Below are 25,048 nucleotides of genomic sequence, written 5' to 3' on the forward strand. Positions count from 1 at the left end.
ATAAATATTCTAATGAGTTCCCTATGCTACCGGACAAAAGGAAACAGCAGCTTTTGATTCTCGGGCCATAGCATGTTTTCCAGGTCAATCAGCTTGGTGCCAGTATCCGCACGCTCCGGAATGTCGATGCCTTCCAGGGCTTGGGCTGCATATTTCACGGCCAGATAACCGTTGCTGAACGGATTCTGGATCACAGTTGCCTGGACGGTTCCGTCCTGAAGCATTTCCATCATCGAGGGAGAGCTGTCGAAGGCCACCATTTTAACCTTATGCTGCTTCAGATTCTGCAGTACTTTGCCCGCACCCTGCGACGCCGTTTCATTCAATGTGGCGATTCCGCGCAAATCGGGATGGTTCTGGAGCATGTCCCGGGTCAATGATTCCGCATTGGCTGTATTCGAGGAGGTGTAGGAAATCTGCACGACCTTAACATTCGGATAACGGGCCGCATAGTTCAGGAAACCCTTTTCCCTTTCTTCTGCGTCCCGGGCTCCATAATCAATCGGTCCGCTGGATTCCGGCTGCACGTTCTGAGAGGAGTTGGTGAAATTGATGATTCCAATCTCACCATATCCGTTCAACAGCTGTATCAGTCTTTCCGCTGATTTCTGTCCGGCTTCATAGCCATTTGAACCCACGTAGGCTTTGACTCTGGCCGAACCAACCTCGGCATCGACGGAAATAACAGGGATTTTGTAATAGGCGGCCTGATCCACTACCTGGGCCAATCCCATATAGCTGCTGGCTGCCAAAATAATCGCCTCTGCCTTTTGATTAATAGAATCCTCAACCATGGTAATCTGCTTATCAATCTCACTCTCAGAATCAGGTGCCTTGAACGTCAGCTTGACATTAAATTCCTTGGCGGCGGCTTCAGCACCGAGCTTAACCGTGTTCCAGTAATCCCCTTTGTTCATCTTGACAATCATATCAATATTATGCGTTTTATTGGTGCTGATATAAGCGGCGGGAGACGTATTGAAGCAGGAAGTGACCGTCAGCCACAGCACCGGACATAGCAGCAGGATCAGCCACAATCGTTTGCTTCTCATGGAGATGATTCATCCTCCTTCTGCGGCTCCGGCCCCTCTGCGGTTTGGATTGCCGGGAATGTAATAGTGACCGTTGTGCCTTCCTCAAGCTCGCTTTCAAATGCAAGACCGAATTCGCGTCCGTAATAAAGTCTGATCCGTTCATTCACATTCCGCACGCCTACACCAGAGCCGCTGCCGCTTTTGGTCCCGCCGCTCAAGATCATATTCAGCATTTCCCTCGGCATTCCTAGACCGTTGTCGCTGATTGTGATGACAATTAAGCCATGCTGAAGCTCGGCACTAATGGAGATCAGACCTTCGTCCGGCAGCATTTCAATCCCGTGATACAGTGCATTTTCTACAATCGGCTGCAGAATCAGCTTGATCGTCTGGTACTGGAGCACCTCATCCTGCGCCTTGATTTCAAAGCGGAATTTATTCTTGAAGCGGAAGCTCTGGATGACAAGATAATGGCGGATATGGTCCAGCTCTTCCTGCACGGTAATAATATTATTCCCCTTGCTCAGGCTGATCCGGAAAAACTTCGACAACGATTGGATCATCGTGACCACTTCCTCGTTTTTGCCCCGTTCGGCAAGCCGGATGACAGAGTTCAGCGTGTTGTACAAAAAGTGCGGGTTGATCTGCGACTGCAGTACTTCAAGCTCACCTTTGCGCTTGGTCTCCTGCTCATAAATAATCTGGTCCATCAGCTGGCGGATCCGCTGGAGCATCAGGTTAAAGCGCCGCGACAGCTGTTCAACCTCATAAGCGCCGCTGACATTGATCGGAGTATTCAGGTCACCCTCACCTACCTGCTTGACGGTCCGCTCCAGCTTGCGGATCGGACTGGCAATGAGCCAGGACAGGAAGACGGAGACAGCAATGACGCCAAGAATAACAGCGGCCAGAAACCAGACCAGAAATTGATTCAGATCCCGTTTCGTAGTCACAATTTCATCGTAATAAGCGACACCAACGATTTTCCAGCCGGTTTCGGCCAGCGTGCGTACGGTGATAAAACGTTTCTCTCCTGTTGATTCATCCAGATAGCTGCGGTAAGCATACTCCAGCACCGGTTCCACGTTCTCATACTTTAGACCGGCATAAATCAGCTGCTGCTGCGGGTGATAAACGATATTGCCCAGCGAGTCCAAAATGTATGCGTATCCTCTTTTGCCAAGCTTGACCTGCCGGCTCAGCTCATCAATCGTCCGGAAGTTGAAGTCGATCAGCAGGATGCCGGTTTTCAATTCTCCGTTTTCTCTGTATTGAATCATTTTGCTGATGGAGACAACCCAGGTATAGCGCCCCTTGAATAAATTTTGGATATGCGGTGCGGAATAGGAAATCTCCGAGCTTTTTTTGGCGGTGGTGAACCAGCTCTGACTTTCCAGCTGTGTATTCAGGCGCATGTTCTGGCCCGGGGTCCCAACCACATATTTCCCCTGCAGCGTAAACACGGCGACCGACACCAAGTCTTCTCTGCTGTTCATCAGCGTATCCATCCGTTCGTACAGCAGCGGGGAATCAATAGAGGCACTGGTCGTGACCTGTTCCTCCGCCGTCTCAAAAATATTGCTCATTCCTTTGACATACAGCTCCAGATTATAATTCACCTGCTCTATGATCTGCTGCATATTCAGATTGGCATTCTCCTCGGCTGTCTTCGCAAACTTGTTGTACAGCATGAAGCTGACGATCACCGCAACCAGCACCGTAATCGCCGTGAACGACACCGTAATGATAAGCTGAATACTCCGCAGTTTGGAGGATATCCTTGTTTTGCCGCGTCTGTCTTGCTGCGGGCGAAGCGGAAAAAAATAAGCCTTCGGCCTGTTCATGGCTATCCTCCCCGGGAGCTGTTCTTATACTCTTTGGGAGATTGTCCATACTTCTTGCGGAAGCAGAAGCTGAAATAATTCGGGTCGGCAAAACCGATTTTTTCGGCAATTTCAAAAGCCTTCAGCTCTGTTGAGCGCAGCAGTTCCTTGGCAGCTTCCAGACGGATCTGCAGTAGATAGCTGACAAAGGTCATCTTCATCTCTTTCTTAAAAATGCTGCTGAAATATCCCGTACTGATATGCAAATGCTGGCAAACTTTGCCGATCGAGATGTCGGACTCCTCATAATGACCCCTGATGTATTCCTTGGCTTGGTCAATCAGCTGTTTGTAGCTCGACTGCCGCTCCGAAGCAATAGAATCCATCAGCCGGCTGCACACATGGATAATCCACTGCTTAGCTTCGCCCATATTGTTGAATTTATGGATTTCCGTAAGCGAAGACAGCCCTGATCCGATGTAATCGGTGGTCTCACTGCCTGACTCCTTGGCCACCCGTAGAATCGAGGTGATGATCTCCAGCAGAAACACCTGATAGTCCTGGGTCGAAACCTGCGCGGTGTCCAGTCCCCCGAACAATTCGTCGACAACCTCTTTCAGCTCCTGTAGCGTGCCCAGTTTGATCGTGCGGATCAGCGATTGTTGGGTCAGCTCGTCATAAGCCAGCATTTGATTGGATCTTGACTCCACATCTTCGATCCAGATCACTCTGTTGTTGCCGAGAATGAGGCGGTAATCAAGTGCCTGCAGCGCATCGCCGAATGAATTGAACAGCATAGACGCTGTATGGTATACTGTTCCGGCTCCTGAGGTCACCGTCAGCTTTAGAAAACGCTGTACATTTTGCCTGATCTCCTCCAAAATCGCAAAGGTTTTTCCGGTAATCTCCGCCTCATCCTTCTCCATGCTGACCGAGAGCAGCACGACATCATCCCGGTGTATAAATACTTTGCCGAAACCATACTTCAGACAAATTTCCTCGGCAATATTAAGCACCGCGAACAGCTGCAAATTGCGGTCGCCGGTGTCACGCAGGGATACGGGCAGACTCTGGATAACTCCTGCATTCTTCTCCGAACGGATATAATCTATGCTGATTACCGAAGACTGAAAGCTCTCACCAGAGAGGTTGATGCCGTATTCCGCACTTTTCTCGGCGATTTCCACGGGCCGCAGCCTACGGGAAACAAGCGAGGAGAGGAATTGTTCACGAAGCACAGGCAGACTCTTCCGGTAATGCTCGCTCAGCACAAACACATTTTCTTTCTCAGCGATTTCCGCCTCTATGGTTTTTCTAACCTTGAGCAGTGTGTCGATCAGCTCCTGAGAAGAAAACGGTTTCAGAATATATTCGTCAATTTGCAGTTTAATCGCTTTCTGGGCGTACTCAAATTCATCGTAGCCGGTGAGAATTATGATCTTCGTATTGGGGTGACGGCTGCGGATCCATTCGGACAGCTGCAGTCCGTTCATAAATGGCATCTGGATGTCGGTCACGACCACATCCGGCAGCAGGCGGTCGATTGATTCCGCAGCCTCACGGCCATTCTCCGCCTGATCTACAACCTCAAAACCATAGCTGCCCCAGTCGATCTGTGCGATAATCCCTTCTCTTACATCCTCTTCGTCTTCGGCAAGAATCAATTTATACATGCTTCATCCCTCTTATAATTTCTGTTTAGGTAATTATAAAACTATTCTAGCTGATTCGATTAACTCTATCTATGTTTAACTTAAGTAAGGGGTAAAAGATACTGAATGGCTATTCCGCCGGTTCAGCAAATTCATTATACAGTGGCAATGGACGGGTATACATAAGCAAATTGAGGGAATGATATTCTTCAGCTCAGAACGGTGGGGTTTACCTCTACGACGGAAAAAAAAACCATCCCGGTTGCCGGGATGGGGATGATTGTACGTATTAGATTTACAGCAATGCTTTATTGAAGCGGTAGCCGGTAGTCTGCTCGAAACCCATATGACGGTAAAAAGCATGCGCAGGCGCACGTTCCACACGGTTACCGCTTCTAAGGAACAGCTGGCAGCAACCCTGCCCGCGGGCCCATTCTTCCGCTGCAGCTACCAATCTTTTGCCGAGGCCGTTGCCTCTAAGCTCCTCTGATACAATCAACGCGTTGATTTCCGTAATACAATCCGCATGTTTGTAATAGGATTTCACCTGCCGAAGTCCAATCATTCCCACAACTTCATTGTCCAGTTCAGCGACCAGTGTGCAATGGAACGGATCATTCTCCATGCCTTCCATTCTCTCTTTCATCACGCTAAGTGTTGTCGGATAGCCGAATTCCCGCAGAAGGGCTGTTACTCTCTCCAGATCATTCATGCCGCATTTGCGAATTTGCAGTACTTGCTCCTGAGTACTACTGTTCATTCTCATATACCTCCACTTTTAGCATAGACGCCGCCTGTTTGGCGGTAGTCCGCGCGATTTCTACATCTTCCGCTGCACTGAGGGCTACTGCCATCCGCCGTCCAGGACGGATTTCAGGTTTGCCGAATACCCTAACCTGCGTACGGGGAAGCGCCAGCGCTTCGCCGATTCCGGATATGGCAAAAGCCTGTCCGGTTTTTTGTGCTTTCAGGGTAGCCGAAGCGCCCGGTGTTACAAGCGCAACCGAGTCCAGCGGAAATCCAAGAATGGCTCTGACATGCAGAGCGAATTCCGATAAATCCTGCGTAATCATTGTAACCATGCCGGTATCATGCGGTCTGGGCGATACTTCACTGAACAATACTCCCTGCTCTGTAAGAAACAGCTCCACTCCAAAAATACCAAGGCCTCCAAGCTGATCAGTTACCGTTTTGGCGATATTCTGAGCTTCTGCCAGCGTGCGCTCACTCATCTGATGCGGCTGCCAGGACTCTACATAGTCGCCGTCCTTCTGGATATGGCCGATCGGCGGACAGAATACAGTTCCGCTTGCCGATCGGACCGTAAGCAAGGTAATCTCACTTTCAAACGTAACGAAAGCCTCCACGATGACCCGTGTCCCTTTGGCCCGCGCTCCTTCCAGAGCCGTATTCCAGCAGTCCTCCACATCACCTGGTTTCTTGCAGACGCTCTGTCCTTTGCCGGAGGAGCTCATAATCGGCTTGATCACACAGGGTGTGCCAAGCTCTTCCACTGCCTGGCGTAATTCGTCCAGACTGTCCGCGAAGCGGTATGCCGCGGTCGGCAGGTCAAGCTCTTCAGCCGCTAAACGCCGGATACCCTCCCGGTCCATGGTCAGCCGGGCTGCACGTGCAGTCGGGACTACGAAGAATCCTTCCGCCTCCAGCTCCAGCAGCGCATGAGTGGCAATAGCCTCAATCTCAGGCACAATCAAGTCAGGCTTCTCGGCACGGATGAGCGTCTTAAGCGCGTCCGCGTCCAGCATATCAATTACATAGGAGCGATGGGCTACACCCATCGCCGGGGCATCTTGATAACGATCCACAGCTACGGTCTCTACGCCAAGGCGCTGAGCTTCGATAATGACTTCCTTACCCAATTCCCCGCTGCCCAAGAGCAGCAGCTTACGGCTTTGAGCTGAAAAAGGAGCTCCCCACATTGTCGACTCCAACCTCTTTCGGCTAATTTGACTGCTGACTCTCTTTTTCTGTAAATGTCGCAGTTTTCATTGTAAATTTTCAGGCTTCTTTATTTTCTTCCATCAACGACCAGATTGCAAGCCTTCTTCGACATTTTCCTACAATCTTCACAGATCTCCGTCTACGAGATCGTCGAAATTTCTCTCCAGAACATTTAATTGATGGCCTATTTGGCCCCAATGTTCCGCAGAATCACCCCCTTTCAAGAGACCGGACATCACTTCCTCCCGCTCAGCCAGAGCTGCTCGGAGTATGTCTGCCGAACGTTTCAACGCCTGCTCCGCTACACCCGTATAAAAATCCAATAATAAACCTTCCTGCGTCCCGGCGGCTCCGGCAACTGCTTCCTTCAGCCAAGGGTCCGCTGAGGCTCTGACTTCATTGCGCCCCGGGCCCTCAAAGAAATGACGCGGCGATTTGAAGCGGCCCCATAATGCTGCCCAGTCCAGAGGGGATAACCGGCACTCCAGCTTATCCGGAGAAGGCCAGTGTTCTTCGGAATTGTCCATGAGCTGAAGCTCCTGAGCCGAAATCGACAGTTCCGATGCGGCTGATGAAGCTGCCGTCCGCACGAGTTTTTGACCTGCCGCTTCCAGGCGCAGGGTAGTCGCCCACAATTCCTGTTCCAGTTCACGCTCAAGGGTGCGTTCCAGCTCTCTGCCACAGGCTGTAAAGATATCTTTCAGATTACCGCTATCCTCACGCAGCACGGAAGGGTGGAAGGATTCCTGGAAGAAACGGCCGAAGGCAAAGCCAATCCGCTGCCGCACATGATAGAGCAGTTCTTCACCTTCCCGGCGAAGGTCGCGCAGCGGACGTTCCTCGGCGGAAAGCGCCGTGAGCCGTGCTTCTGCGGTGCGGCGGCGTTCCTGCAGCTCCAGCAGCCCGGCTTCCCGCCGGCCTGCCTCCATCTCAGCCAGCTTCTGCCATTCTTCCGCCCGTCTGCGCACGGAGGCAATGTTCTCTTGCGCGGCTGCAAGCGACAACCGCGGCAGTTCTCCGCCCGCGAATTCCGCAAGCGCCTCTTCAAAGGTCTGGAAACGGGAGCTTTCATAAGCTTCCCGGTTGTGGTCTGCTTTGCCTTGCAGCGCCAGCAGGCTGGACAAGGTATATATCCGCGGCGAGGTAAGGCCGCCGGCACGCAGGTTCTGCGCGACATGCCCCTTCACCTCTTCCAGCTCCGCTTCGTCTGCGGCCAAATCAGAAGCGTTGATGATAAAGAACATTTTATCCAGCGCGAAGCTGTCTTTAATTCTTCCCAATTGGGCCAGCAGACCACGGTCCGCTTTGGAAAAGGCATGATTATAATAGGTCACAAAACATATCGCGTCCGCATTCTTCATGTAACCGAAGGTTACACCGGTATGACGGGCATGCAGGGAATCCGCGCCAGGGGTATCCACCAGCACAATGCCGCTCGCGGTCAAGGGACAGTCATAATACAGGTCAATCCCCTGCACAAAACAGGCCCGGGTCTCCTCGGCGACCAGTCCACGGTATTCCTGCAGATCAACAGTCCGCACCGTTCCGAGCAGTCCCTCCGCTTCTGACCAGCCCGCAGCGGCCGCCCGCAGGAATCCGGCATGCGGCAGGGCGGAAGGATGCAGGCCGCTGACCTTCAGCCCTGCCACCTCAGCGGTCCAGCTCTGCCGCTGCGGGGGCGCAAGCTGCAGTACGCTGAAGGAATGGAGGATGTCTTCCCAGAAATCCTCCGCGGTCTTCATCGTTACCACCGCGCTGGCATGGCGGAACTCCCCTTCCGGTGACAGGATGCGGTTCACCGCTGCTGTCGCGGGGTGGGGAGACACAGGCAGCACTTCTTCACCCAGCAGCGCATTGGCGAAGGAGGATTTACCGGCGCTGAACGCTCCGAACAGCGCCATCGTAAAGCGGCCGGCGGCGATGCTCTCCGCCCGTGCCGCGAGACTGCGCACCGCCGAGGCCATGGCCGGCTCGCCGCGCAGCAGCTCTGCCGCAGCGCTCAGCGCCGCTGCGGCCTTCGTGAGCCGGCGGCGTCCGCCCGCCGGCGAGACCGGCCCTGCCGCCCAGGCTGCGGCGGCAGGCCTTCCGGCCGCTGCGCCCGGCAGCGGCTGGACCACTCGCGGTGCGGCGCTGCTGGCGCCTGCCCGCGGGGCAACCCTCACCTCCGGCAGAGTGCCGGGGGTGAGGGTCCGGCGCGGCGGCAATAGCGCCGCGAGCTCTGCCGCGCGGGCATCCGCCGCGCGGTCAAGGGCAGCAAGCGCGGCGAGTGCGCGCGCCTGCCGCTGCAGGGCTTCTTCGCGGCGCGACAGCTCGGTGCGCCGCTCTTCCAGCAGCGGCGGCAGCTTCGCCAGCAGCTCATCGCCAAGAGACAGGGCAGCCCGGCGGAACTGGGCTTTAATTTCAGCCGCAAGCGTGCGGGTGAAATTAAGCAACGCCTCGCCCGAGGCCCCGGTTCCCGGCTTCACCGCAGCCGCCAGCCACTCCTGGCTCACCGCCGGTAAACTTTGCTTGAGCAGATTCTCGGCCCCCTCCTCCCATACTCCAAGGTCTTCAGCCCATTCCCGGATCAACTGAAGAATATGCCATTCCAGTTGGGCGGTGATTTCCCGCGTTTGCAGTCCGTGCCAGGCTTTTAGCCGTTCTGCTTGCACCTTCTCCCGTTTCGCAGCCGTGAACAGCAGGCCCTGCCGGAAGCCGGGAGCCATGCTTTCAGCATAAGCACCCGCAGCTTCTCTTACATCGGCAGGCATCAGATTGCTGTTGCCCAGCAGCGCATCAAGTACGTTGCGCAACGTTAGGATTGACTGATCAGGCAGTTCTGCAAGCTCCTTACGTTCTTCGTTGCAAGCCTGAAACGCTCTTTCCACGGAGTACTCATCCGCACCGCCCGATGTTTCCAGCAGCGCCTCGCGCTCCTCCTGCTGCTGCTCGCGGTATTCTGTCACAACCGCATCGGCCACATGATGCACTGAGCGGGACAAGCTGTAGCCAAGCAGCTCCTCCCGCTGATCCAGCAGCTGGCGAATCAGCATAAGCAGACCGTCCCATTGATTTAGCGGATGCTCCATGTTCTTAAGGGAAGTGAACAAAATACCTGCGGATTGAATTCCCCATTCGTGGAAAGCGCTTTCCAATTGCTGCCGGTAGGCTTCAATGGCAATTTCCTGTTCACGGTGCTTGTCAATCTGATTGATAATAAGATACAGCGGTTTGCCCCAATCACTGAGGTTTTTGGCAAAAGCCAGATTATTCTCCGACTGCACATGATTGTAATCCATCACATAAAACACCACATCGGCTAAATGCAGTGCGGAGCGCGTCGCGGCTTGATGCCCGTCATCCGTGGAATCAACCCCCGGGGTGTCCATCAGAACACCATGTGCTCCAAGCAAAGGCACATCCTCCCAGACTTCAATCGCTGAATAATCACCGCCCTTACGGCAATATTCCTGCAATTTCTCCGGTGTGGTCTCCCATGCGGAATTTGTCTCATTCTGTCCTTCCACCTTGGGATAGAGCCGTACACGGGGCGCTCCGCTGCGTATAGACACGACATTGGCACTGGTCGGAACGGGTCCGGAAGGCAGTACATTGCTGCCGCATAACCTGTTAATCATACTCGACTTCCCTGCCGAAAAATGTCCGCAAAAGGCGAGTGTCAGCTCACGGGCACACTCTTTACTCTCCAAATCGGAGAGTACCCGCTGCGTTTCTGTCGCTCCCCACCGTTCCATCAGCGCTCCCAGCAGAGTAAGCGGCGAATCCGTCACATTCTCTGTTTTAATCTTGGTTTGTTCTGCTGCCACTATATCCACCTCCGCTGCATCCTAGAAAAAATCGACTTTATTTGAAGTCTATGTACTTAGCCTTCATAAAGCGATATCTAAAATAAATATATCTTAACGTAAAAATAAATGGCATAACTAGAATAATTACATTTTATCACCAGTTTGCCACAAATCAAATATTCACGAATTACAAAATCCCCTATAAACCTTTACAAAATTCAGTTGACTAAAAATTATGCATCCCTGACTTGACAATGCAATATTATGGAATTATTATATCCATATCAGATATATCGCTAATGGATATATCCATATCAGATATACCTTTTATTATAGAAAATGGAGGTGTGCCAATGTCCAGAGCTAATTCACTGCAGACCGAACAGTTGACTGATTCGGCTTACTACATCCTGCTTGCCTTACTCACTCCGAAACACGGCTATGCGATCATGAAATATATTGAAGAATTGACAGACGGGGAAGTTAAAATCGGGCCTGCAACACTTTACACCTTAATCAAGAAAATGCAGAAATCAGGCTATATCCTATTGAATGAGGACGACGATGACCGGCGGAAGACTTATCAGATTACCCAGAGTGGAGAGCTAATTATTACAGCTGAAATCGAACGGAGACTTAGAATGGTTGCACACGGGAATGCCGCATTACAAGCTGCGAAGGAGGAATAATCTCATGAAGAAGGATAAACAAACGCGTTATGTAATATCGAAGGGTCTGGCCTTTGCCGAGGATGCAGATATGAACAAATTGAGCACACTGTCAGAAAAAGGCTGGTTTCTGGATCATTTCTCTTTGTTTGGTTACGTAATCCGCAGGGGAACGCCGCATAAGCAAATTTACTGTCTGGATATACGTGAATTGCCGAAGGAGGAGGAAGCTGAGTACCATAATATTTTTGCAGACAGCGGCTGGACTTATGTATGCTCCGCTGGAGATCTCCATATCTTCTCGGCAGAACCGGGAACTGTTCCTATCCATACCGACCGTGCGACTGTTTATGATAAATATACCAAGGTTGCCCGAATCAGCAAAATAGCTGCTTTTGTAACACTGATGCTGACCTTAGGAAGTATTGCTTTAAGGTTCCTGTCTACAAAGGTATGGAACAATTTACTTCTGGAAAACACATCTTTCGTAGTCTTAACGTTGTGCGTCATGGCATTCGTACCTTCCACCATGGTCTATATTGCATACTCCTTGCGTTTAAGGAAGTTCTCAGCTTAAGCTCATTCCCCTAAAGATACCCGCGTTTTCAATAACGTATGACGAACAAAGAGCCGGCCCCAAGGCCGGCTCTTTGTTCGTAAATCCTATTACGCTGTTTCCAGTACCGGAAGCAGAATTTCGAATACTTTACCGTGCTGCAGAATGGTCAGACCACGGGATTTGTCTCTCATAACAACCACTTCAGGCTTCTGGGACATCCGCTCCAGGTAATGCTCAGGCACATCGCCGGAATGGCTGATCGTGATGCCTTCTACTTCCTGCTCTTCATTTTCTTCCAACGGACTTTCCACTACACGGTCAAAAATATCGGAAAAAGCTTCAAAATTATTGGTATATACAGAAATGCATTTCATCTCTATCCCATCCTCTTCTTCATCTCTAACTTTTTGCTTGCCTTTAATACATCATTATCTTTCCTGATTACAGCTGTTTTCATACGTTTCTTGCCCTCACGGCATACATCCAAGAGCGGGCAAACCTGACAACTTGGATTCTGGGCTTTGCAGTGATAGCGGCCAAAAAAGATCAGCCGATGATGTGTAAGTGTCCATTCCTCACGCGGCACCGCCTTCATCAGCTTCTTCTCCACTTCCAGTACGGAATCCTTCCAGCCCGCAAGTGCGAGCCGCTTGGCTACCCGTTCCACATGGGTATCCACAGCAATCGCAGGTACGCCAAAAGCGTTGGACACAACGACATTCGCAGTCTTGCGGCCGACCCCCGGCAATGTTACCAGCAAGTCATGAGCCTGTGGCACTTCTCCGCCATATTGCTCTATAAGAATAGAACACAGGCTTTGAATATGCTTAGCCTTATTGCGATACAAGCCGATACGCCGGATATCCCTCTCCAGTTCCTCCAGCGGCACGGAAATATAGTCAAGAGGGGTTTTGTACTTTTGGAACAGGTCCTCGGTCACTTTGTTCACTGTTGCGTCCGTACATTGGGCTGACAGCAGCACCGCAATGGTTAGCTCAAAAGCGTTGCTGTGATTCAGCTCGCAATGCGCATCAGGAAACATGTCTCGAATCGTATCCAGAATGTGGCGGACCTCTGCAACTTTCACCGGCGTCCCCTCCACGGAGTATTTACACTCAACAAACCAGACGAGCGTATCTTCTCTGATGTAATGAAATATTAACAAGTATAACTGCTTATATTTCAAAAAAAACGTCTTGATCCAGACAATCTCCTGGATCAAGACGGTGTTTCTCACGGAAAATCACCATTGCCACTATTGTTTCACGACTTCAACTAAGACATCGTTTTTGAAATACAATATAATATTATCATTTTCTTTGAGAGATTGCACGGATAAAGTCGTGTCACCCTGGTGAATATATACACTCGAAGTGATCGCAAACTGATAATTCGTATCGCTCAGAGAAGAGCGTTTGGTTACGATCTGGTTATTTAGGCTGTCGTAACGCGAAACCGAGCGGGTAAGCTGCTTCAGTACAGTGACGATCACTGACCCGTCAGCATCTTTGCGGACATCTACCCGGTCAGCTGTAGTCAGACTGCCGAGACCTGTCGTAGTAACACCGTCACGGATAATTTTTACGCCACCGCTGACTGCAATCGTCTGGGAGGTGCCTGCATAATCCTTAAGCACGAATGAACCCGCAGCTGCATCTACTGACGACACAACACCAGTATTCTGCTTGATGTACTGAAGTGATACTGGAGTGCTGCCGCTTACGGCCAGATTCACGTAATCACCGACCTTCAAGTCGCCAATTTTAAGGGTTTGTCCTGCTTCATTGGTCATCGTTAAAGTCAAAGTATTCAGTTCAAGCGTTCCTCCGGACCATTTCACACCCAGCTTATTCATTGGTGCATTAAGAGTAGTGATTTCAACCTGCACTGATGAGTTCACTTTAAGCACTGAGATGACATCCTGATTGCTCGTAAGCACTGCGGTTACCGAAGAGTTAAGAGGTATATCTGTGATGGCAGAAGATGTACGTCCGAGAATATCAATTACCTGTGGATAACCCAGGGTAAGAGTTTGCCCTCCTGCGAGCTTCAGAACAATCGTTCTGGTTGTTGTATTAATCTCGGACAGGGTTCCTGTATATTTGGTGCTGGTTTCTACCGAAAGGGCCCGCTGGCCGACAGCTTTTACGTCCACCCTGCGCCCTTCGTAGAGATAAATCCCCATAGTAGTCAATGATGTGGTAATGCCCTCGTCAAAAGCAAGTTTTGTCTTGTCATCAATCTGTACCAGATGTGCTTTACTTTTGCCGTCCATAACTGTCAGCAGCTTTGTCTTGCTATTAAAAGCAATTACAGTCGCACCGATAAATTCATCCATCTGGCGGTTCAGCACTTCAATCTTTGTCACCTGATCAGAGCTGTTGAGGGTAATCCGAACATTGTCTCCACTGTTCGCATCGGCAAGCAGATCACCGATTACCGGGTTAGTAACGTTAGGTATCACAATTGTCGGCGCCGGCGATGTAGCCAGCAGCTTCACTTCGCGAGCACCGTCAGACTTTTTATAAATAATGCTTGAGCTTGTAAGCTCATAAATCGATCCCTCTACCGTTCGCTCCGTGCCTGAAGTCACTTCCACCGAACGGATGACATTGCTATTTATCGTATATTTCACAGCAGTTCCGGTCTTCAGGTCGGCTGGCAGCAAAACTGCGTTTTGCGAACTGAACAGTGTAACCCCGTCTTCCCACTTGAACGTTTCTGCAATTCCGGAAGCATTTTTGAACGTGATGCTTTTTGCTGCCTGATCCACACTTTGAATTGTCCCTGTAGTCGTTTTGTTCACAACGCCCGAGGTCACCTGAACCTTTACCACCTTATTAGTTCCTGTGAAAGTTTCACGCAGCAAGGTAACTTTACTGTTTGCCGTAATGGCTCCGGAACTAATCGTGCTTCCATTTACATCTACAAAAGAAGTATCAGTATCATAGCTGTACTGGTCATATCCCGTAGCAGAATCAAGCCAAATCGTACTTGGAGTGATCTTGGCAAAGTTCCCTTCGACACTTACCACCTGCTGGGCAGGATCTGTCACCTCAACATAAGCTGCATTATAGGTTGCACCAATAACGGTTACTTTGGTATATGGCTGAACATCATTCAGATTGATTCTTGTGTCTGCCGTACTAGTGTAGTATGCAGTTACGGGAGTCAAATTGAAGACAGACGGTGAACCGTTGCTGTAAACGGTCATTTTCCCGTCCTTCAGGGCACTGATGCTCCCTTTGACTGTGTTGTCATACCCTATAGTGTTAAATGCTTCTGCGCGGCTGAAGAAAGTTGCCACTTGTGCACGGGTTACCGCTCCTTGTGGATCAAATCGGTTGCCGTCAAGACCATTGGCCAGTCCCAATTCTACGGCAGTGTTCACGTAACCTCGTTTATTCGCCGAAACCTTGGCATCATCAGCGAAGCTAGTCGGCTTGCCTGATACTGCGCCCGCTTCGGAGTTTTTGCCGAGAGCACGGACCAGCAATTCGGCAATCCATTCACGTGATGCCTTGCGGTCGCCCCAGGATGTCTTTAGATTATCCGCCGACATTTCAACCGTCTTGTTCAGAAGGCCCTGCTGGAATGCCAGCACAACAAACGGCTTAAAATAATTGGACACCTGGAAATTAGTCGGAAGCACCACGTCAGTGCCGGTATTTACTTTGTCCTCAAGCTTCATGAAGCGAAGTGCGATCAGCACAGCTTCCTGCTGGGTAACAGAGTCACCCGCACGGAATAATCCGTTATTTCCGACAACAAGACCTTGCGCTGCCAGCTTATAGATATGTTTTTCTGCCCAGAAGCCTGTTTTTACATCGCTGAACAATCCTGGTGCAGCTGCAGGCGGCGTAGCTGTAGGTGCAGTTGTAGCTGCAGGCGTAGCTGTTGCTGCAGGCGTAGCTGTTGCTGTAGGCGTTGCTGTAGCTTTTGGAGTTGCTGTTGCTGCAGGCGTTGCCGTAGCTTTCGGTGTAGCTGTTGCTGCAGGCGTTGCCGTAGCTTTCGGTGTAGCTGTTGCTGCAGGCGTTGCCGTAGCTTTCGGTGTAGCTGTTGCTGCAGGTGTTGCCGTAGCTTTTGGTGTAGCTGTTGCTGCAGGTGTTGCCGTAGCTTTTGGTGTAGCTGTTGCTGCAGGTGTTGCCGTAGCTTTTGGTGTAGCTGTTGCTGCAGGCGTTGCCGTAGCTTTTGGTGTAGCTGTTGCTGCAGGCGCAGCAGTAGCTTTAGGGGCAGCAGTTGCTGCGCTCTCAGCGAATGCAGCCCCCGCACTGCCAAGCACCATAGCGCCGGCCAGAACAGCAGATGCCGCTTTGGTGGAATAAGCTTTAATAGAGTGATTGGATCTTTTATGACCGGACAATAGGTTATTCCCCTCTCTATGCTTCATGTAAATGGTATATTAGTAATTCGGCAAACATTCCCAAAAATCCTGTGCGACGTTTATAATGCGCTGTTCTCCCGGGTAATTGGATGTTCTAAATCCACATGCCCCATTAAACTTTCCACTTGCTCACCGTCTACCAGAAGCTCAACGCTTTTCACTTCTTCGAACTGGAAGAAGAGTTGAGCCAGCGCACTGATGGCCATGGATTCACCGCCTGCACCCAGTTGAGCCTCAGCAGGTTTATGAATGTCCATCACAATCTGTCCATCTGTAAATTTAAGTGATTTAAGCTCAATACCGCTCCATAACGGGATCATATCTGCCTTATCGCTGTTTTGAAGCGTTTTGAAGGCTTCAGTATATTTCTCCGTATCATTTGCGAAGCTTATCTTTGCTGCAGCCTTCACAAGTTCCATCTGCTGCGAATCCGTATAGTACGCGGAAATGCTCTGGCTTTGTTTGTCGACTTCAACGGGCTTGTCTGTTGCAGCAGGAGCATCGGTGCTAACCGGCTCGGCAGTGGCGGGTGTATTGAGTCCTCCTGCATTGCTGTTATTGCTATTGCTGTTGCTGTCTCCATTTCCGTTATTTCCTTCGGCTCCGCTAACGACTGCAGGAGAATTTTGCCCCGCTTCATCAGCCGGTGCTGCAGCCGGCTTGTCTCCGCAGCCTGAGATCACCAGTAGAAGAAGTGCTGCAACCCCTGCATATGTCAGTTTTTTGTTCATCAACATTTACCCCCTCTAGATGAATACGGGCAGACAGAACTGCAAAGCCTCTTTCGCCTGCAAATCAGGCCGAAAGCTGGCTTTGCAGCTCTCATCTGCCGCTAAGTTTGCTGTTACATTCCCAGATATTCCTTAATCCCACTGACCATGGATGCTGCCACATTGTTCTGCAATGTTTCCGAGAACAACAGCGATTCATCGCCTTTATTGCTTAAGTAACCTACTTCAAGTAGTACGGCAGGCATTGTCGTCTCACGAATGACGTGGAAATTGCCATACCTCACACCACGGTCGCTAAGCCCGGTCGCCTTGACAAGATACTTATGCATCACTTTCGCCAGTGCCTTGCTTGCTTCCCGCTGATAATATGTTTCTGTTCCACTTGCAGCCGATGAACCACTGCTGTTCGCATGGACGGAAATAAACAGATCGGCCTTAAGCTTATTGGCCATACCCGCACGGTCTTTTAATTCCAGGAACGTATCATCGCTGCGAGTAAGAACTACATCGATTTTATTCTCCTGTTTCAGCAGTTCTGCTGCTTTAAGAACAACGGCCAAATTAAAATTCTTCTCATATTTACCGGTAACCCCTACAGCTCCGGAATCCTTGGCCCCATGGCCGGCATCCAGCACCACCAGCTTCCGGCCGTTATTGCCGGGCTGTGTCGTCGTATCTTCTGTGCTTTGCGCATTCAGATCAACCACAACCAGCTTGGAGGCATCACCTGATACTTCAAGACTATAGTTCTTGGAAGTGTTCAAATCAATTACAAAGCGGACGGTATAAGGGCTTGTACTGTACAAAGAATAACGTACACCTGATACATCCGGGTAATCCGTTACAGCAAGTTTACCATTCAGGTTAGGGTCAAGTTCTTGTCCACTTCCGAACACATCCGAGAACGTGGCATTTGGCAGATCGATAATAATCCGGTCCGGCCCTGTCATCTTTGTTATATTCGGCGCGGAGCTACCATCCATTGCAATGGTTAGACGGTTCTCGCTGAAGCTGATGCCATTCACCATTGTCAGGCCGCTTGTCGACTCTGCCGGAGGAACAACGACGGTTGATCCACCGTCACCAGAACTTCCCTCTGAACCGGTGTTATTACCGCCAGTTTCCGGGGTAATAATGTTTACAGTCTTCTGGGCGTTATCCCAGGTGACAGTAAGGCCAAACTGCTCGCTGACAAACCGGATCGGAACGAGTGTAGTACCTCCGCGCGCTACTGGCGCCGCCGTGAGAATCACGGTTTTGTCATCAACGAAAGCTGCCGTTTGATCCACGATCAGTTTGATCGTCTTGCCCTGCTGTTCAATTGTAACCGTCTTGCTCTTCTGATCCCAATCCACCTTATAGCCAAGGTTTTCGGCGATCATTCTTAGCGGCACCATAACTGAGTTCTTTACATTTTCGACCGGCGCATCCTGCCCTGCTGTCAGCTCCTGGCCATCCAGATAGATCTTATTCCCGGCAGCAGCATGTCCATGCTCCGGCAATACCAGTACAAAGAGCAGCAGCAACAGCGTAAAAGCAAATTTCTTCATTCTTCACCTCTAAGAATCTAGTATTCCGCCAGAGAACGGCGTTCATGATGATCTCGCCATTGACAACCCTCGACATTGATTAGACGCTGGTATCCGATAAAAGTTGCGAATAAATCCCATTAAAAAGCTAGTAATTCCGCGCTCTATTAACAAGATTCTATATCTATAATCCCAAATATTCCTTAATTCCGGCTACGATTTCCCTAGCCAGCCTGTCTTGAAGCTGGCTATCATACATGCCCGCCTCATTCCCCTGATTGGTAAGATAACCTACCTCCAGCAGCACTGCCGGCATTGTAGTTTCTCTTGTAACATGCAGACTTTTGCTCCTGATCCCGTTGTCCTTGAAGCCTGTTCCCGCGACCAGATGCTTATGGAGGACCTGGGCGAGCGGCAGACTTTCAGTACGGGAATAGTAGGTCTCACTGCCATTGATCTTTTCCCTGTTGGGATATTTAAGGTCCAGCGAGTTTCCATGCACTGAAATAAACAGGTTCGCTTGTTTTGCTTCAGCAATTACGACCCGGTCCTGCAGACCGAGTGTACTGTCATCTGTGCGGGTAAACACCACGTCGACCAGACCTTCCTGCAGAAGCAGTGCCCCAACCTTATTCACAACTGAGAGATTGAAGTTTTTCTCCAGCTTCCCTGTCAGGCTAACGGCTCCAGATTGTTTACCGCCGTGTCCTGCGTCGAGAACGACAACCGGCTTGCCTGTAATTCCCGGTCCTACGGTAGTACTGCCTCCATTAGCCACTACATTTAAATCAATTGTAACCAGCCCGGTGCTGTCGTCAGTACTTACCTGATATGGCTGTGTTCCGATCGTTTGAATAACGAACCTTACGGTAGAGGGATTGGAACTGAACAGCGCATAACGGACTTCCGAAATCAATGGGTAACCGGTAACATCCAGCTTGCCTTGCGGACTGCCGTTAGGGGCTGTGCCAGGCAGACTGCCAACGAAATCCGCCGCGAACGAGGTATTGGGGAAATCAACCACAATCCGGTCAGGGCCGCTCATCTTGGTAACAGTAGGCTTGGCTCCACCCGTGGCGGAAACGATCAAACGATTTTCGCTGAACACCGCCCCCATGATCTGAGGAGACGTAACTATCGTACCGCCGCTGCCGGGGATCGGCGTTGGTGTTGGGCCTGCGGTTCCTGTCACGATCTCTCCCTCTGATCCAGTTTCATTCGGGACAGGGGTTGGACTTGGACTCAAAACAGGCGCCGGTGTTGAGCTGGCGGACGGCGCTGGAGTTGCAGAAATGTCCGTACCGCTTGTAGAACCGCCGCTTAAATAGACAGTTTTGTCGCTGTTGTCCCAGCCCACTATAAGCCCAAATTGCTCACTTACAAATCGGATAGGCACTAGTACAGTTCCATTATTCTGCTTGGGTGCCGCATTTAGAGCTAGTGTAGTTCCATCGGCTTCAGCCGTTTTGCTTCCTACGGCCAGCAGCACGCTTCTGCCATCCTGTTGAACGGTTACTTTACGCGACTTCGGCTCCCAGTCGACTTTGAACCCCAGATTCTCCACAACAACCCGAATAGGAATCATAACGCTTCCATCGACATATTCAATTTTGGCGCCTTTGGGCATTGTCAGCTCCTGATTATCCATAATAATCTTGCCTGTCCCGCTTCCGGCGGCGGCAGCTTCATGGCCGGCGAATGATAGCAGTAACAGTGGCAGCAGCAGCAAAAATAACACCCGTTGTCCGGCTCTTCTCATCCTTTCTTTTCCTCTCCTTCTGGTAAATGATAGATACATAGATAAGATTAAGACGACAGAAATCTCCAAAAGTTGCCTTCTGCGGCAATGAATATATCGATTATAGCAAAAAAACTTCTATTTCCGACACCCGGAAATAGAAGTTTTGTGTAAAATTTGTAAAGATTACGTATTCTTCAGGAATAAAACTCCGTTTCCCCTGTGACTGGACGTGCTCTTTACATCGCTTACGAAAACAGCTTTGCCGCGTGGCGCTCCTCGTAGGCGGCGATTTCATCCGCATGCTGAAGTGTCAGCCCGATATCATCGAGCCCCTGCAGCAGGAACTGGCGGCGGTGCTCATCCAGCTCAAAGCTGATCACCAGTCCGTATTCATCGCTGAGCGTGTTGTTCTCAAGGTCAACCGTCAGGTTGTAGCCTTCATAGGCTGCCGTACGGCTGAACAGCTCATCGACCTGCGATTCCGACAGTTTGATCGGAAGAATCCCGTTCTTGAAGCAGTTGTTGTAAAAAATATCTGCATAAGATGGGGCAATTACTACTTTGAAGCCATAGTCCATAATCGCCCACGGCGCATGCTCCCGGGAGGAGCCGCAGCCGAAGTTGGCCCGCGAAATCAATACAGATGCGCCTTTATAGCGCTGTTTATTCATCTCAAAAGCGGCATTGTCATTGCCCGCTTCGTCAAAACGCCATTCATAAAAAAGAAATTGTCCAAATCCAGTCCGTTCAATCCGTTTCAAAAACTGCTTCGGAATAATAGCATCCGTATCTACATTTACCCGGTCAACCGGGGCAACGATTCCTGTTAATTTCTTAAAAGCTTCCATTGTTGTATCCTCCCGCTCTCTCTACGATTTCTATGAATTGACGGCTTCCGTCTTGTAGTTCCAGTCGCGGACGTCGGTGAAACGCCCCTTGATTGCAGCCGCTGCGGCCATTGCCGGGGATACGAGATGCGTGCGTCCACCGCGGCCCTGGCGTCCTTCAAAGTTGCGGTTCGAGGTCGATGCGCAGCGTTGTCCAGGCTGAAGTACATCCGGGTTCATCGCCAGGCACATGCTGCAGCCCGCTTCGCGCCATTCAAAACCTGCTTCCGTAAACACTACATCGAGACCTTCCTTCTCCGCCTGCAGCTTCACACGTCCGGAGCCCGGTACAACAATTGCCGTAACCTTGTCGGATACCTTGTGTCCTTTAGCTACTTCGGCTGCAGCACGCAAATCCTCAATCCGGCCATTCGTGCAGGAACCGATAAAGACATAATCAATCGGAATTTCCGAAATAGGTGTGCCTGGTGCCAGATCCATATATTCAAGCGCTTTTTCAGCGGCTTTACGTTCATTTTCAGTCGGGAAATCAGCAGGGTTCGGCACACTGGAATTGATGTCTGTGCCCATGCCCGGGCTAGTTCCCCAGGTCACTTGCGGAATCAAAGATTCCACATCAAACTCAACAATTGTGTCATATTCTGCACCTTCATCGCTTACAAGGCCTTTCCAAGTTTCAACGGCAGCATCATAAGCGGCACCCTGAGGGACATATTGGCGATCACGCAGGTAGTTGAAGGTAGTTTCATCTGGAGCGATCAGCCCCGCTCTTGCCCCGCCTTCGATTGACATATTGCAGACGGTCATGCGTTCCTCCATCGACAGCTCACGGATGGATTCGCCCGTGTATTCAATAACATAGCCTGTTGCAAAATCAGTGCCGTATTTGGCAATGACACCGAGAATCATATCCTTGGCAGTCACTCCAGGATTACGGTTGCCGATGAAGCGGACTTCCATCGTTTTGGCTTTGGATTGCTGCAAGCACTGGGTAGCCAGAACATGCTCAACTTCACTTGTGCCAATACCAAAGGCCAGTGCGCCGAATGCTCCGTGCGTGGAAGTATGGCTGTCGCCGCAGACAATGGTTTTGCCGGGATGTGTCAGGCCGATTTCCGGGCCCATAACATGCACGACACCTTGATCGATATCATTCAGGTCGAACAATCTGACTCCGAAATCACGGCAATTCTGCGACAGCGTGTCAATCTGCTGTTTGGAGATCGGATCTGTAATGTTGTAACGGTCTTTCGTAGGGACGTTATGATCCATGGTAGCAAAAGTAAGGCCGGGACGGCGGACTTGGCGTCCGCTGAGACGGAGACCTTCGAAGGCCTGTGGAGAGGTAACTTCATGAACCAGATGCAAATCAATATAAATAATGCTAGGCTTACCTTCCTCTTGATGGATTACGTGATTATCCCAAATCTTCTCAAACATTGTCTTCTTGCTCATGTCTTCACCTCATATAGTAGAATCGTTCAATGGAAGAGAGTGTGGAGTCCCTCTTGAATGATCTAAATATAACATCGCCCCGTTTATAATTCCAAGATATGATTTCTATAGAACTGATAGGGTAGGCCTATAAGCTAATGGTTTGACCGGACTAGGAAATAGCACATCATGTACTTTCGCGGAGTATTGTAGAATACACCATCTTCTGGCCAGGTCACCCAACCTATATTAAACTGACTTACTATAGGTTATACTTATAAGCAATGATGTTCATTCAAGGAGCTTACTAATGGAACTAAGACAATTACAGTATGCACTGCAAATCGCGGCGGAACGGAACTTCTCCCGTGCTGCGGATAAACTGCATATCGCCCAGCCCTCGCTCAGCCAGCAGCTGTCCAAGCTGGAGAAAGAGCTTGGGGTCATGCTGTTTCAGCGCAATACTAGCTCGGTAGAGCTTACCCATGCCGGGCACAAGTTTGTGGAACAGGCAGGAGCGATTATCGACGCTGTGGAGCTGCTGCGCCAGGAAATGTCTGATATTTCCCAGCTTCGTACGGGAAGTGTGGTGGTAGGCAGCATGCCGATCACCGGAGCACATCTGCTGCCCCATGTACTCCCAGTGTTCAAGCGGAAATATACCGATGTGGAAATTACACTGCTTGAGGATTCTTCAATGAATCTCGAGAAACTGACTGCAAGCGGCCAGACTGATCTCAGCCTGCTTTCGCTCCCGCTGGAAATCCCCACTCTTGCTTACGAGGTGCTTGGTGAAGAACGGATTGATCTGGCCGTGCCGCCGGAGCATCCTTTGGCTTCCCGGAGCACAAAGGGTACACGCACCTCTCTTGAAGAATTAAAGGATGAGCCGTTCATCGTGCTTAAAGAAGGCCAAGGGTTCCGCAAAATGACGGTGGAGCTATGCCGCGAAGCCGGATTTGAGCCGCGCATCGTGTTTGAAAGCAACAATATGGAGACGGTTCAATCCCTCGTAGCTACCGGAATGGGCGTTACACTCGTGCCACACTTTATCGCCCGTGCCCCGCGCAGCGAGTTTGTTCCCGTCTATCTGCCGCTGGCCGAACCAGTGCCAAGCCGAACCCTGGTGATTGCGTACCGCAGGGGCCGCTATTTGTCCAAAGCCGCAGAAGCCTTCATCGGCACTTTCAAAGCAACCGTTGCCGGTCTGGCAGATGAGTAGCACAGAACAAAATGATTATTGTGTCGCCTTAAAAATGCCCTTTCGGCTCCGGCAATGGAAACGAAAGGGCATTTTTTTGTATTCAAGCGGTCCCTTTGTTCCGGAATCACCGGCTTTCTCCTCTACAAACTCCCGAATGGCCTGATTCTAAAATTCTCCCGGAGAATAAACATAATATTGGAAACTCCCGCTATTCCCAAAAAATATTAGTTCGTTCTCCCTTTGCAAACCACACTTTACCGTGGTATTCTAAATGTCAAATAGTGAAACGTGCAGACGGGACCAGTAAGAAAATGTCTCTATCCGCGAGCAGAGAGTAAATTCCGGCAGGCTGAGAGGATTTACCGCGGTTATCATTTCTGAATCCTACCCCCGAGCGGCCTGCCCCTGCAGGACGGAAACTCCCGTTATGAGAATGAAGTCGGATGAACCCTCATCAATGAAGGTGGTACCGCGGAAGTAATCAATGCTTTCGTCCTTTGCTAAGTCTTAGGATGGGGGCTTTTTGTCGTTTTCTGGGTTATCTTTATTATTTTAAGAAGGAAGTGAAGAACAATGACGACACGAATCGTAGTCAAAATCGGCAGCAGCTCACTTACCGGTCCGGAGGGCGGGTTAAACCGTTCCGCCGTGGCCTTCTTCGCTGCCGAGATTGCCGTACTCCGCCAGGCTGGCTGCGAGGTCCTGCTAGTAACCTCCGGCGCTGTAGCGGCCGGATTCCGCGGCATCGGCTACCCGTCCCGTCCGAAGCTTCTGCATGAGAAGCAGGCAGCGGCGGCGGTTGGACAGGTCCTGCTGATGCAGGCGTACCAGGAAGCGTTCGCGCAGCATGGAATACCCACTGCACAGATCCTGCTGACCCGCACCGATTTCTGCAGCAGGCGGGCGATGAACAACGCCGTAATGACGGTGGAAGAACTGCTCCGCCAGGGTGCCGTACCGGTATTTAACGAGAACGACACCGTATCTGTCGACGAGCTGAAATTCGGCGACAACGACACTCTCTCCGCTCTGGTTGCCAACCTGCTGAAGGCAACGCGTCTGCTCGTCCTCACGGATATGGACGGATTATACAGTGGAGACCCGCGCAAGCATCCCGATGCCGTTCGTTACCGGCAAGTGGAGGAAATTACACCGGAGATTTATGCAATCGCCGGCGGTGCAGGCTCCAGCGTAGGGACAGGCGGCATGCGCTCCAAGATTGATGCCGCGAAGATTGCAACCCGTGGCGGAGTGCCGGTATTTATCGGCAGAGCCACCGAACCCGGCGATCTGGAGCTGGCGGCAACAGGCGACGGCAAAGGCACGTATTTTGCCACCACACTCTCTTCTCTCCCCGTCAAAAAACAGTGGCTCGGTTTCATGTCCACGCCGCTTGGTTCCCTCTATGTGGACGACGGAGCCGTTGAAGCACTGCTCCACGGGGGCCATAGTCTGCTCCCCGTAGGGGTCAAGCGGATCGAAGGAAGCTTCCACTCCGGCGACGTTGTAGAAGTACTCGGTCCAGACGCCAAGCTGCTGGGAAGGGGCATTGTGAATTATGATGACGCCCAGCTCCGCAGCATTCAGGGGCTTCCCAGCCGTGAGATTGTGCCGAAGCTGGGCGAAGTACACCGGCTTGAGGTCATCCACCGTGATGAATGGATTACTTTACGGTAACGTCCGGGTTGATG

General features: G+C 50.9%; 18 protein-coding genes. 4 read left to right on the forward strand and 14 right to left on the reverse strand.

Annotated features, from left to right (window positions below):
* Window positions 1–26: 26 nt before the first annotated feature.
* The 6 genes from NST07_RS22225 to NST07_RS22250 all read right to left on the reverse strand — a co-directional run bounded on the left by NST07_RS22225 (window position 27) and on the right by NST07_RS22250 (window position 10,277).
* Entirely contained in the window at window positions 27–1,052 is a 1,026-nt protein-coding gene (locus NST07_RS22225) for a substrate-binding domain-containing protein (RefSeq protein ID WP_341094410.1), read from the reverse strand.
* Window positions 1,049–2,878 (reverse strand): sensor histidine kinase, encoded by a 1,830-nt coding sequence (locus NST07_RS22230; RefSeq protein ID WP_341379124.1) that lies wholly within the window; start codon window positions 2,876–2,878, stop codon window positions 1,049–1,051. The genes NST07_RS22225 and NST07_RS22230 overlap by 4 nt, the downstream gene beginning before the upstream one ends.
* Window positions 2,879–2,880: 2 nt before the next feature.
* Window positions 2,881–4,530 carry a response regulator gene (locus tag NST07_RS22235; RefSeq protein WP_342480196.1) on the reverse strand — a complete coding sequence of 550 codons (1,650 nt, stop codon included), beginning with the start codon at window positions 4,528–4,530 and terminating at the stop codon, window positions 2,881–2,883.
* Between the two features lie 274 nt (window positions 4,531–4,804).
* Window positions 4,805–5,269 (reverse strand): GNAT family N-acetyltransferase, encoded by a 465-nt coding sequence (locus NST07_RS22240; RefSeq protein ID WP_144024272.1) that lies wholly within the window; start codon window positions 5,267–5,269, stop codon window positions 4,805–4,807.
* Entirely contained in the window at window positions 5,259–6,449 is a 1,191-nt protein-coding gene (gene purT / locus NST07_RS22245; protein WP_342481968.1) for a formate-dependent phosphoribosylglycinamide formyltransferase, read from the reverse strand. Before purT ends, NST07_RS22240 begins: the two co-directional genes overlap by 11 nt.
* 147 nt (window positions 6,450–6,596) lie before the next feature.
* The gene (locus NST07_RS22250; RefSeq protein ID WP_342480197.1) at window positions 6,597–10,277 is read right to left on the reverse strand and encodes a dynamin family protein; all 3,681 of its coding nucleotides are present in this window, start codon (window positions 10,275–10,277) and stop codon (window positions 6,597–6,599) included.
* Between the two features lie 335 nt (window positions 10,278–10,612).
* On the opposite strand from NST07_RS22250, the gene NST07_RS22255 reads away from it, so the two are divergent.
* Together NST07_RS22255 and NST07_RS22260 are read left to right on the forward strand one after the other, a co-directional pair.
* Window positions 10,613–10,948: a PadR family transcriptional regulator gene (locus tag NST07_RS22255; protein ID WP_341094416.1), complete on the forward strand. Its 336-nt coding sequence runs from the start codon at window positions 10,613–10,615 to the stop codon at window positions 10,946–10,948.
* Between the two features lie 4 nt (window positions 10,949–10,952).
* The gene (locus NST07_RS22260) at window positions 10,953–11,504 is read left to right on the forward strand and encodes a DUF2812 domain-containing protein (protein WP_342480198.1); all 552 of its coding nucleotides are present in this window, start codon (window positions 10,953–10,955) and stop codon (window positions 11,502–11,504) included.
* An 89-nt stretch (window positions 11,505–11,593) separates the two neighbouring features.
* On the opposite strand, the gene NST07_RS22265 is transcribed toward NST07_RS22260, so the two are convergent.
* The 8 genes from NST07_RS22265 to leuC form a co-directional block, all read right to left on the reverse strand.
* Entirely contained in the window at window positions 11,594–11,860 is a 267-nt protein-coding gene (locus NST07_RS22265) for a hypothetical protein (RefSeq protein WP_038594340.1), read from the reverse strand.
* 2 nt (window positions 11,861–11,862) lie between these two features.
* Window positions 11,863–12,573, reverse strand: coding sequence for an endonuclease III (gene nth / locus NST07_RS22270; RefSeq protein WP_341094420.1), 711 nt, complete (start codon window positions 12,571–12,573; stop codon window positions 11,863–11,865).
* Between the two features lie 168 nt (window positions 12,574–12,741).
* The gene (locus NST07_RS22275; protein WP_342480199.1) at window positions 12,742–15,849 is read right to left on the reverse strand and encodes an S-layer homology domain-containing protein; all 3,108 of its coding nucleotides are present in this window, start codon (window positions 15,847–15,849) and stop codon (window positions 12,742–12,744) included.
* 80 nt (window positions 15,850–15,929) lie between these two features.
* Entirely contained in the window at window positions 15,930–16,601 is a 672-nt protein-coding gene (locus tag NST07_RS22280) for a GerMN domain-containing protein (RefSeq protein ID WP_341379128.1), read from the reverse strand.
* Between the two features lie 113 nt (window positions 16,602–16,714).
* Window positions 16,715–18,151, reverse strand: a complete 1,437-nt coding sequence (locus tag NST07_RS22285) for an N-acetylmuramoyl-L-alanine amidase family protein (protein ID WP_341094426.1) — start codon at window positions 18,149–18,151, stop codon at window positions 16,715–16,717.
* A 163-nt stretch (window positions 18,152–18,314) separates the two neighbouring features.
* Complete coding sequence (locus NST07_RS22290) at window positions 18,315–19,889, reverse strand: N-acetylmuramoyl-L-alanine amidase (protein ID WP_341094428.1); 1,575 nt, start codon at window positions 19,887–19,889, stop codon at window positions 18,315–18,317.
* A 227-nt stretch (window positions 19,890–20,116) separates the two neighbouring features.
* Window positions 20,117–20,719, reverse strand: coding sequence for a 3-isopropylmalate dehydratase small subunit (leuD, locus tag NST07_RS22295; RefSeq protein WP_342480200.1), 603 nt, complete (start codon window positions 20,717–20,719; stop codon window positions 20,117–20,119).
* Window positions 20,720–20,749: 30 nt separating this feature from the next.
* The gene (leuC, locus tag NST07_RS22300; protein WP_341094431.1) at window positions 20,750–22,174 is read right to left on the reverse strand and encodes a 3-isopropylmalate dehydratase large subunit; all 1,425 of its coding nucleotides are present in this window, start codon (window positions 22,172–22,174) and stop codon (window positions 20,750–20,752) included.
* 289 nt (window positions 22,175–22,463) lie between these two features.
* On the opposite strand from leuC, the gene NST07_RS22305 reads away from it, so the two are divergent.
* Together NST07_RS22305 and proB are read left to right on the forward strand one after the other, a co-directional pair.
* Entirely contained in the window at window positions 22,464–23,375 is a 912-nt protein-coding gene (locus tag NST07_RS22305) for a LysR family transcriptional regulator (protein WP_341094433.1), read from the forward strand.
* Window positions 23,376–23,930: 555 nt separating this feature from the next.
* Window positions 23,931–25,034, forward strand: coding sequence for a glutamate 5-kinase (proB, locus tag NST07_RS22310; protein ID WP_342480201.1), 1,104 nt, complete (start codon window positions 23,931–23,933; stop codon window positions 25,032–25,034).
* Window positions 25,035–25,048 lie beyond the last annotated feature (14 nt).

Origin of the sequence: Paenibacillus sp. FSL L8-0340 (assembly GCF_038593145.1) — a bacterium.
Lineage (GTDB): Bacteria > Bacillota > Bacilli > Paenibacillales > Paenibacillaceae > Paenibacillus_AQ.

What these genes read in the sequence shown, in the direction of transcription:
- NST07_RS22235 (WP_342480196.1), bottom strand. Translation starts at nt 4,530, where the DNA reads ATGTATAAATTGATTCTTGCCGAAGACGAAGAGGATGTAAGAGAAGGG.
- NST07_RS22230 (WP_341379124.1), bottom strand. Translation starts at nt 2,878, where the DNA reads ATGAACAGGCCGAAGGCTTATTTTTTTCCGCTTCGCCCGCAGCAAGAC.
- NST07_RS22305 (WP_341094433.1), top strand. Translation starts at nt 22,464, where the DNA reads ATGGAACTAAGACAATTACAGTATGCACTGCAAATCGCGGCGGAACGG.
- NST07_RS22265 (WP_038594340.1), bottom strand. Translation starts at nt 11,860, where the DNA reads ATGAAATGCATTTCTGTATATACCAATAATTTTGAAGCTTTTTCCGAT.
- NST07_RS22280 (WP_341379128.1), bottom strand. Translation starts at nt 16,601, where the DNA reads ATGAACAAAAAACTGACATATGCAGGGGTTGCAGCACTTCTTCTACTG.
- proB (WP_342480201.1), top strand. Translation starts at nt 23,931, where the DNA reads ATGACGACACGAATCGTAGTCAAAATCGGCAGCAGCTCACTTACCGGT.
- NST07_RS22285 (WP_341094426.1), bottom strand. Translation starts at nt 18,151, where the DNA reads ATGAAGAAATTTGCTTTTACGCTGTTGCTGCTGCTCTTTGTACTGGTA.
- NST07_RS22240 (WP_144024272.1), bottom strand. Translation starts at nt 5,269, where the DNA reads ATGAACAGTAGTACTCAGGAGCAAGTACTGCAAATTCGCAAATGCGGC.
- NST07_RS22290 (WP_341094428.1), bottom strand. Translation starts at nt 19,889, where the DNA reads ATGAGAAGAGCCGGACAACGGGTGTTATTTTTGCTGCTGCTGCCACTG.
- NST07_RS22225 (WP_341094410.1), bottom strand. Translation starts at nt 1,052, where the DNA reads ATGAGAAGCAAACGATTGTGGCTGATCCTGCTGCTATGTCCGGTGCTG.
- leuC (WP_341094431.1), bottom strand. Translation starts at nt 22,174, where the DNA reads ATGAGCAAGAAGACAATGTTTGAGAAGATTTGGGATAATCACGTAATC.
- leuD (WP_342480200.1), bottom strand. Translation starts at nt 20,719, where the DNA reads ATGGAAGCTTTTAAGAAATTAACAGGAATCGTTGCCCCGGTTGACCGG.
- NST07_RS22260 (WP_342480198.1), top strand. Translation starts at nt 10,953, where the DNA reads ATGAAGAAGGATAAACAAACGCGTTATGTAATATCGAAGGGTCTGGCC.
- purT (WP_342481968.1), bottom strand. Translation starts at nt 6,449, where the DNA reads ATGTGGGGAGCTCCTTTTTCAGCTCAAAGCCGTAAGCTGCTGCTCTTG.
- NST07_RS22255 (WP_341094416.1), top strand. Translation starts at nt 10,613, where the DNA reads ATGTCCAGAGCTAATTCACTGCAGACCGAACAGTTGACTGATTCGGCT.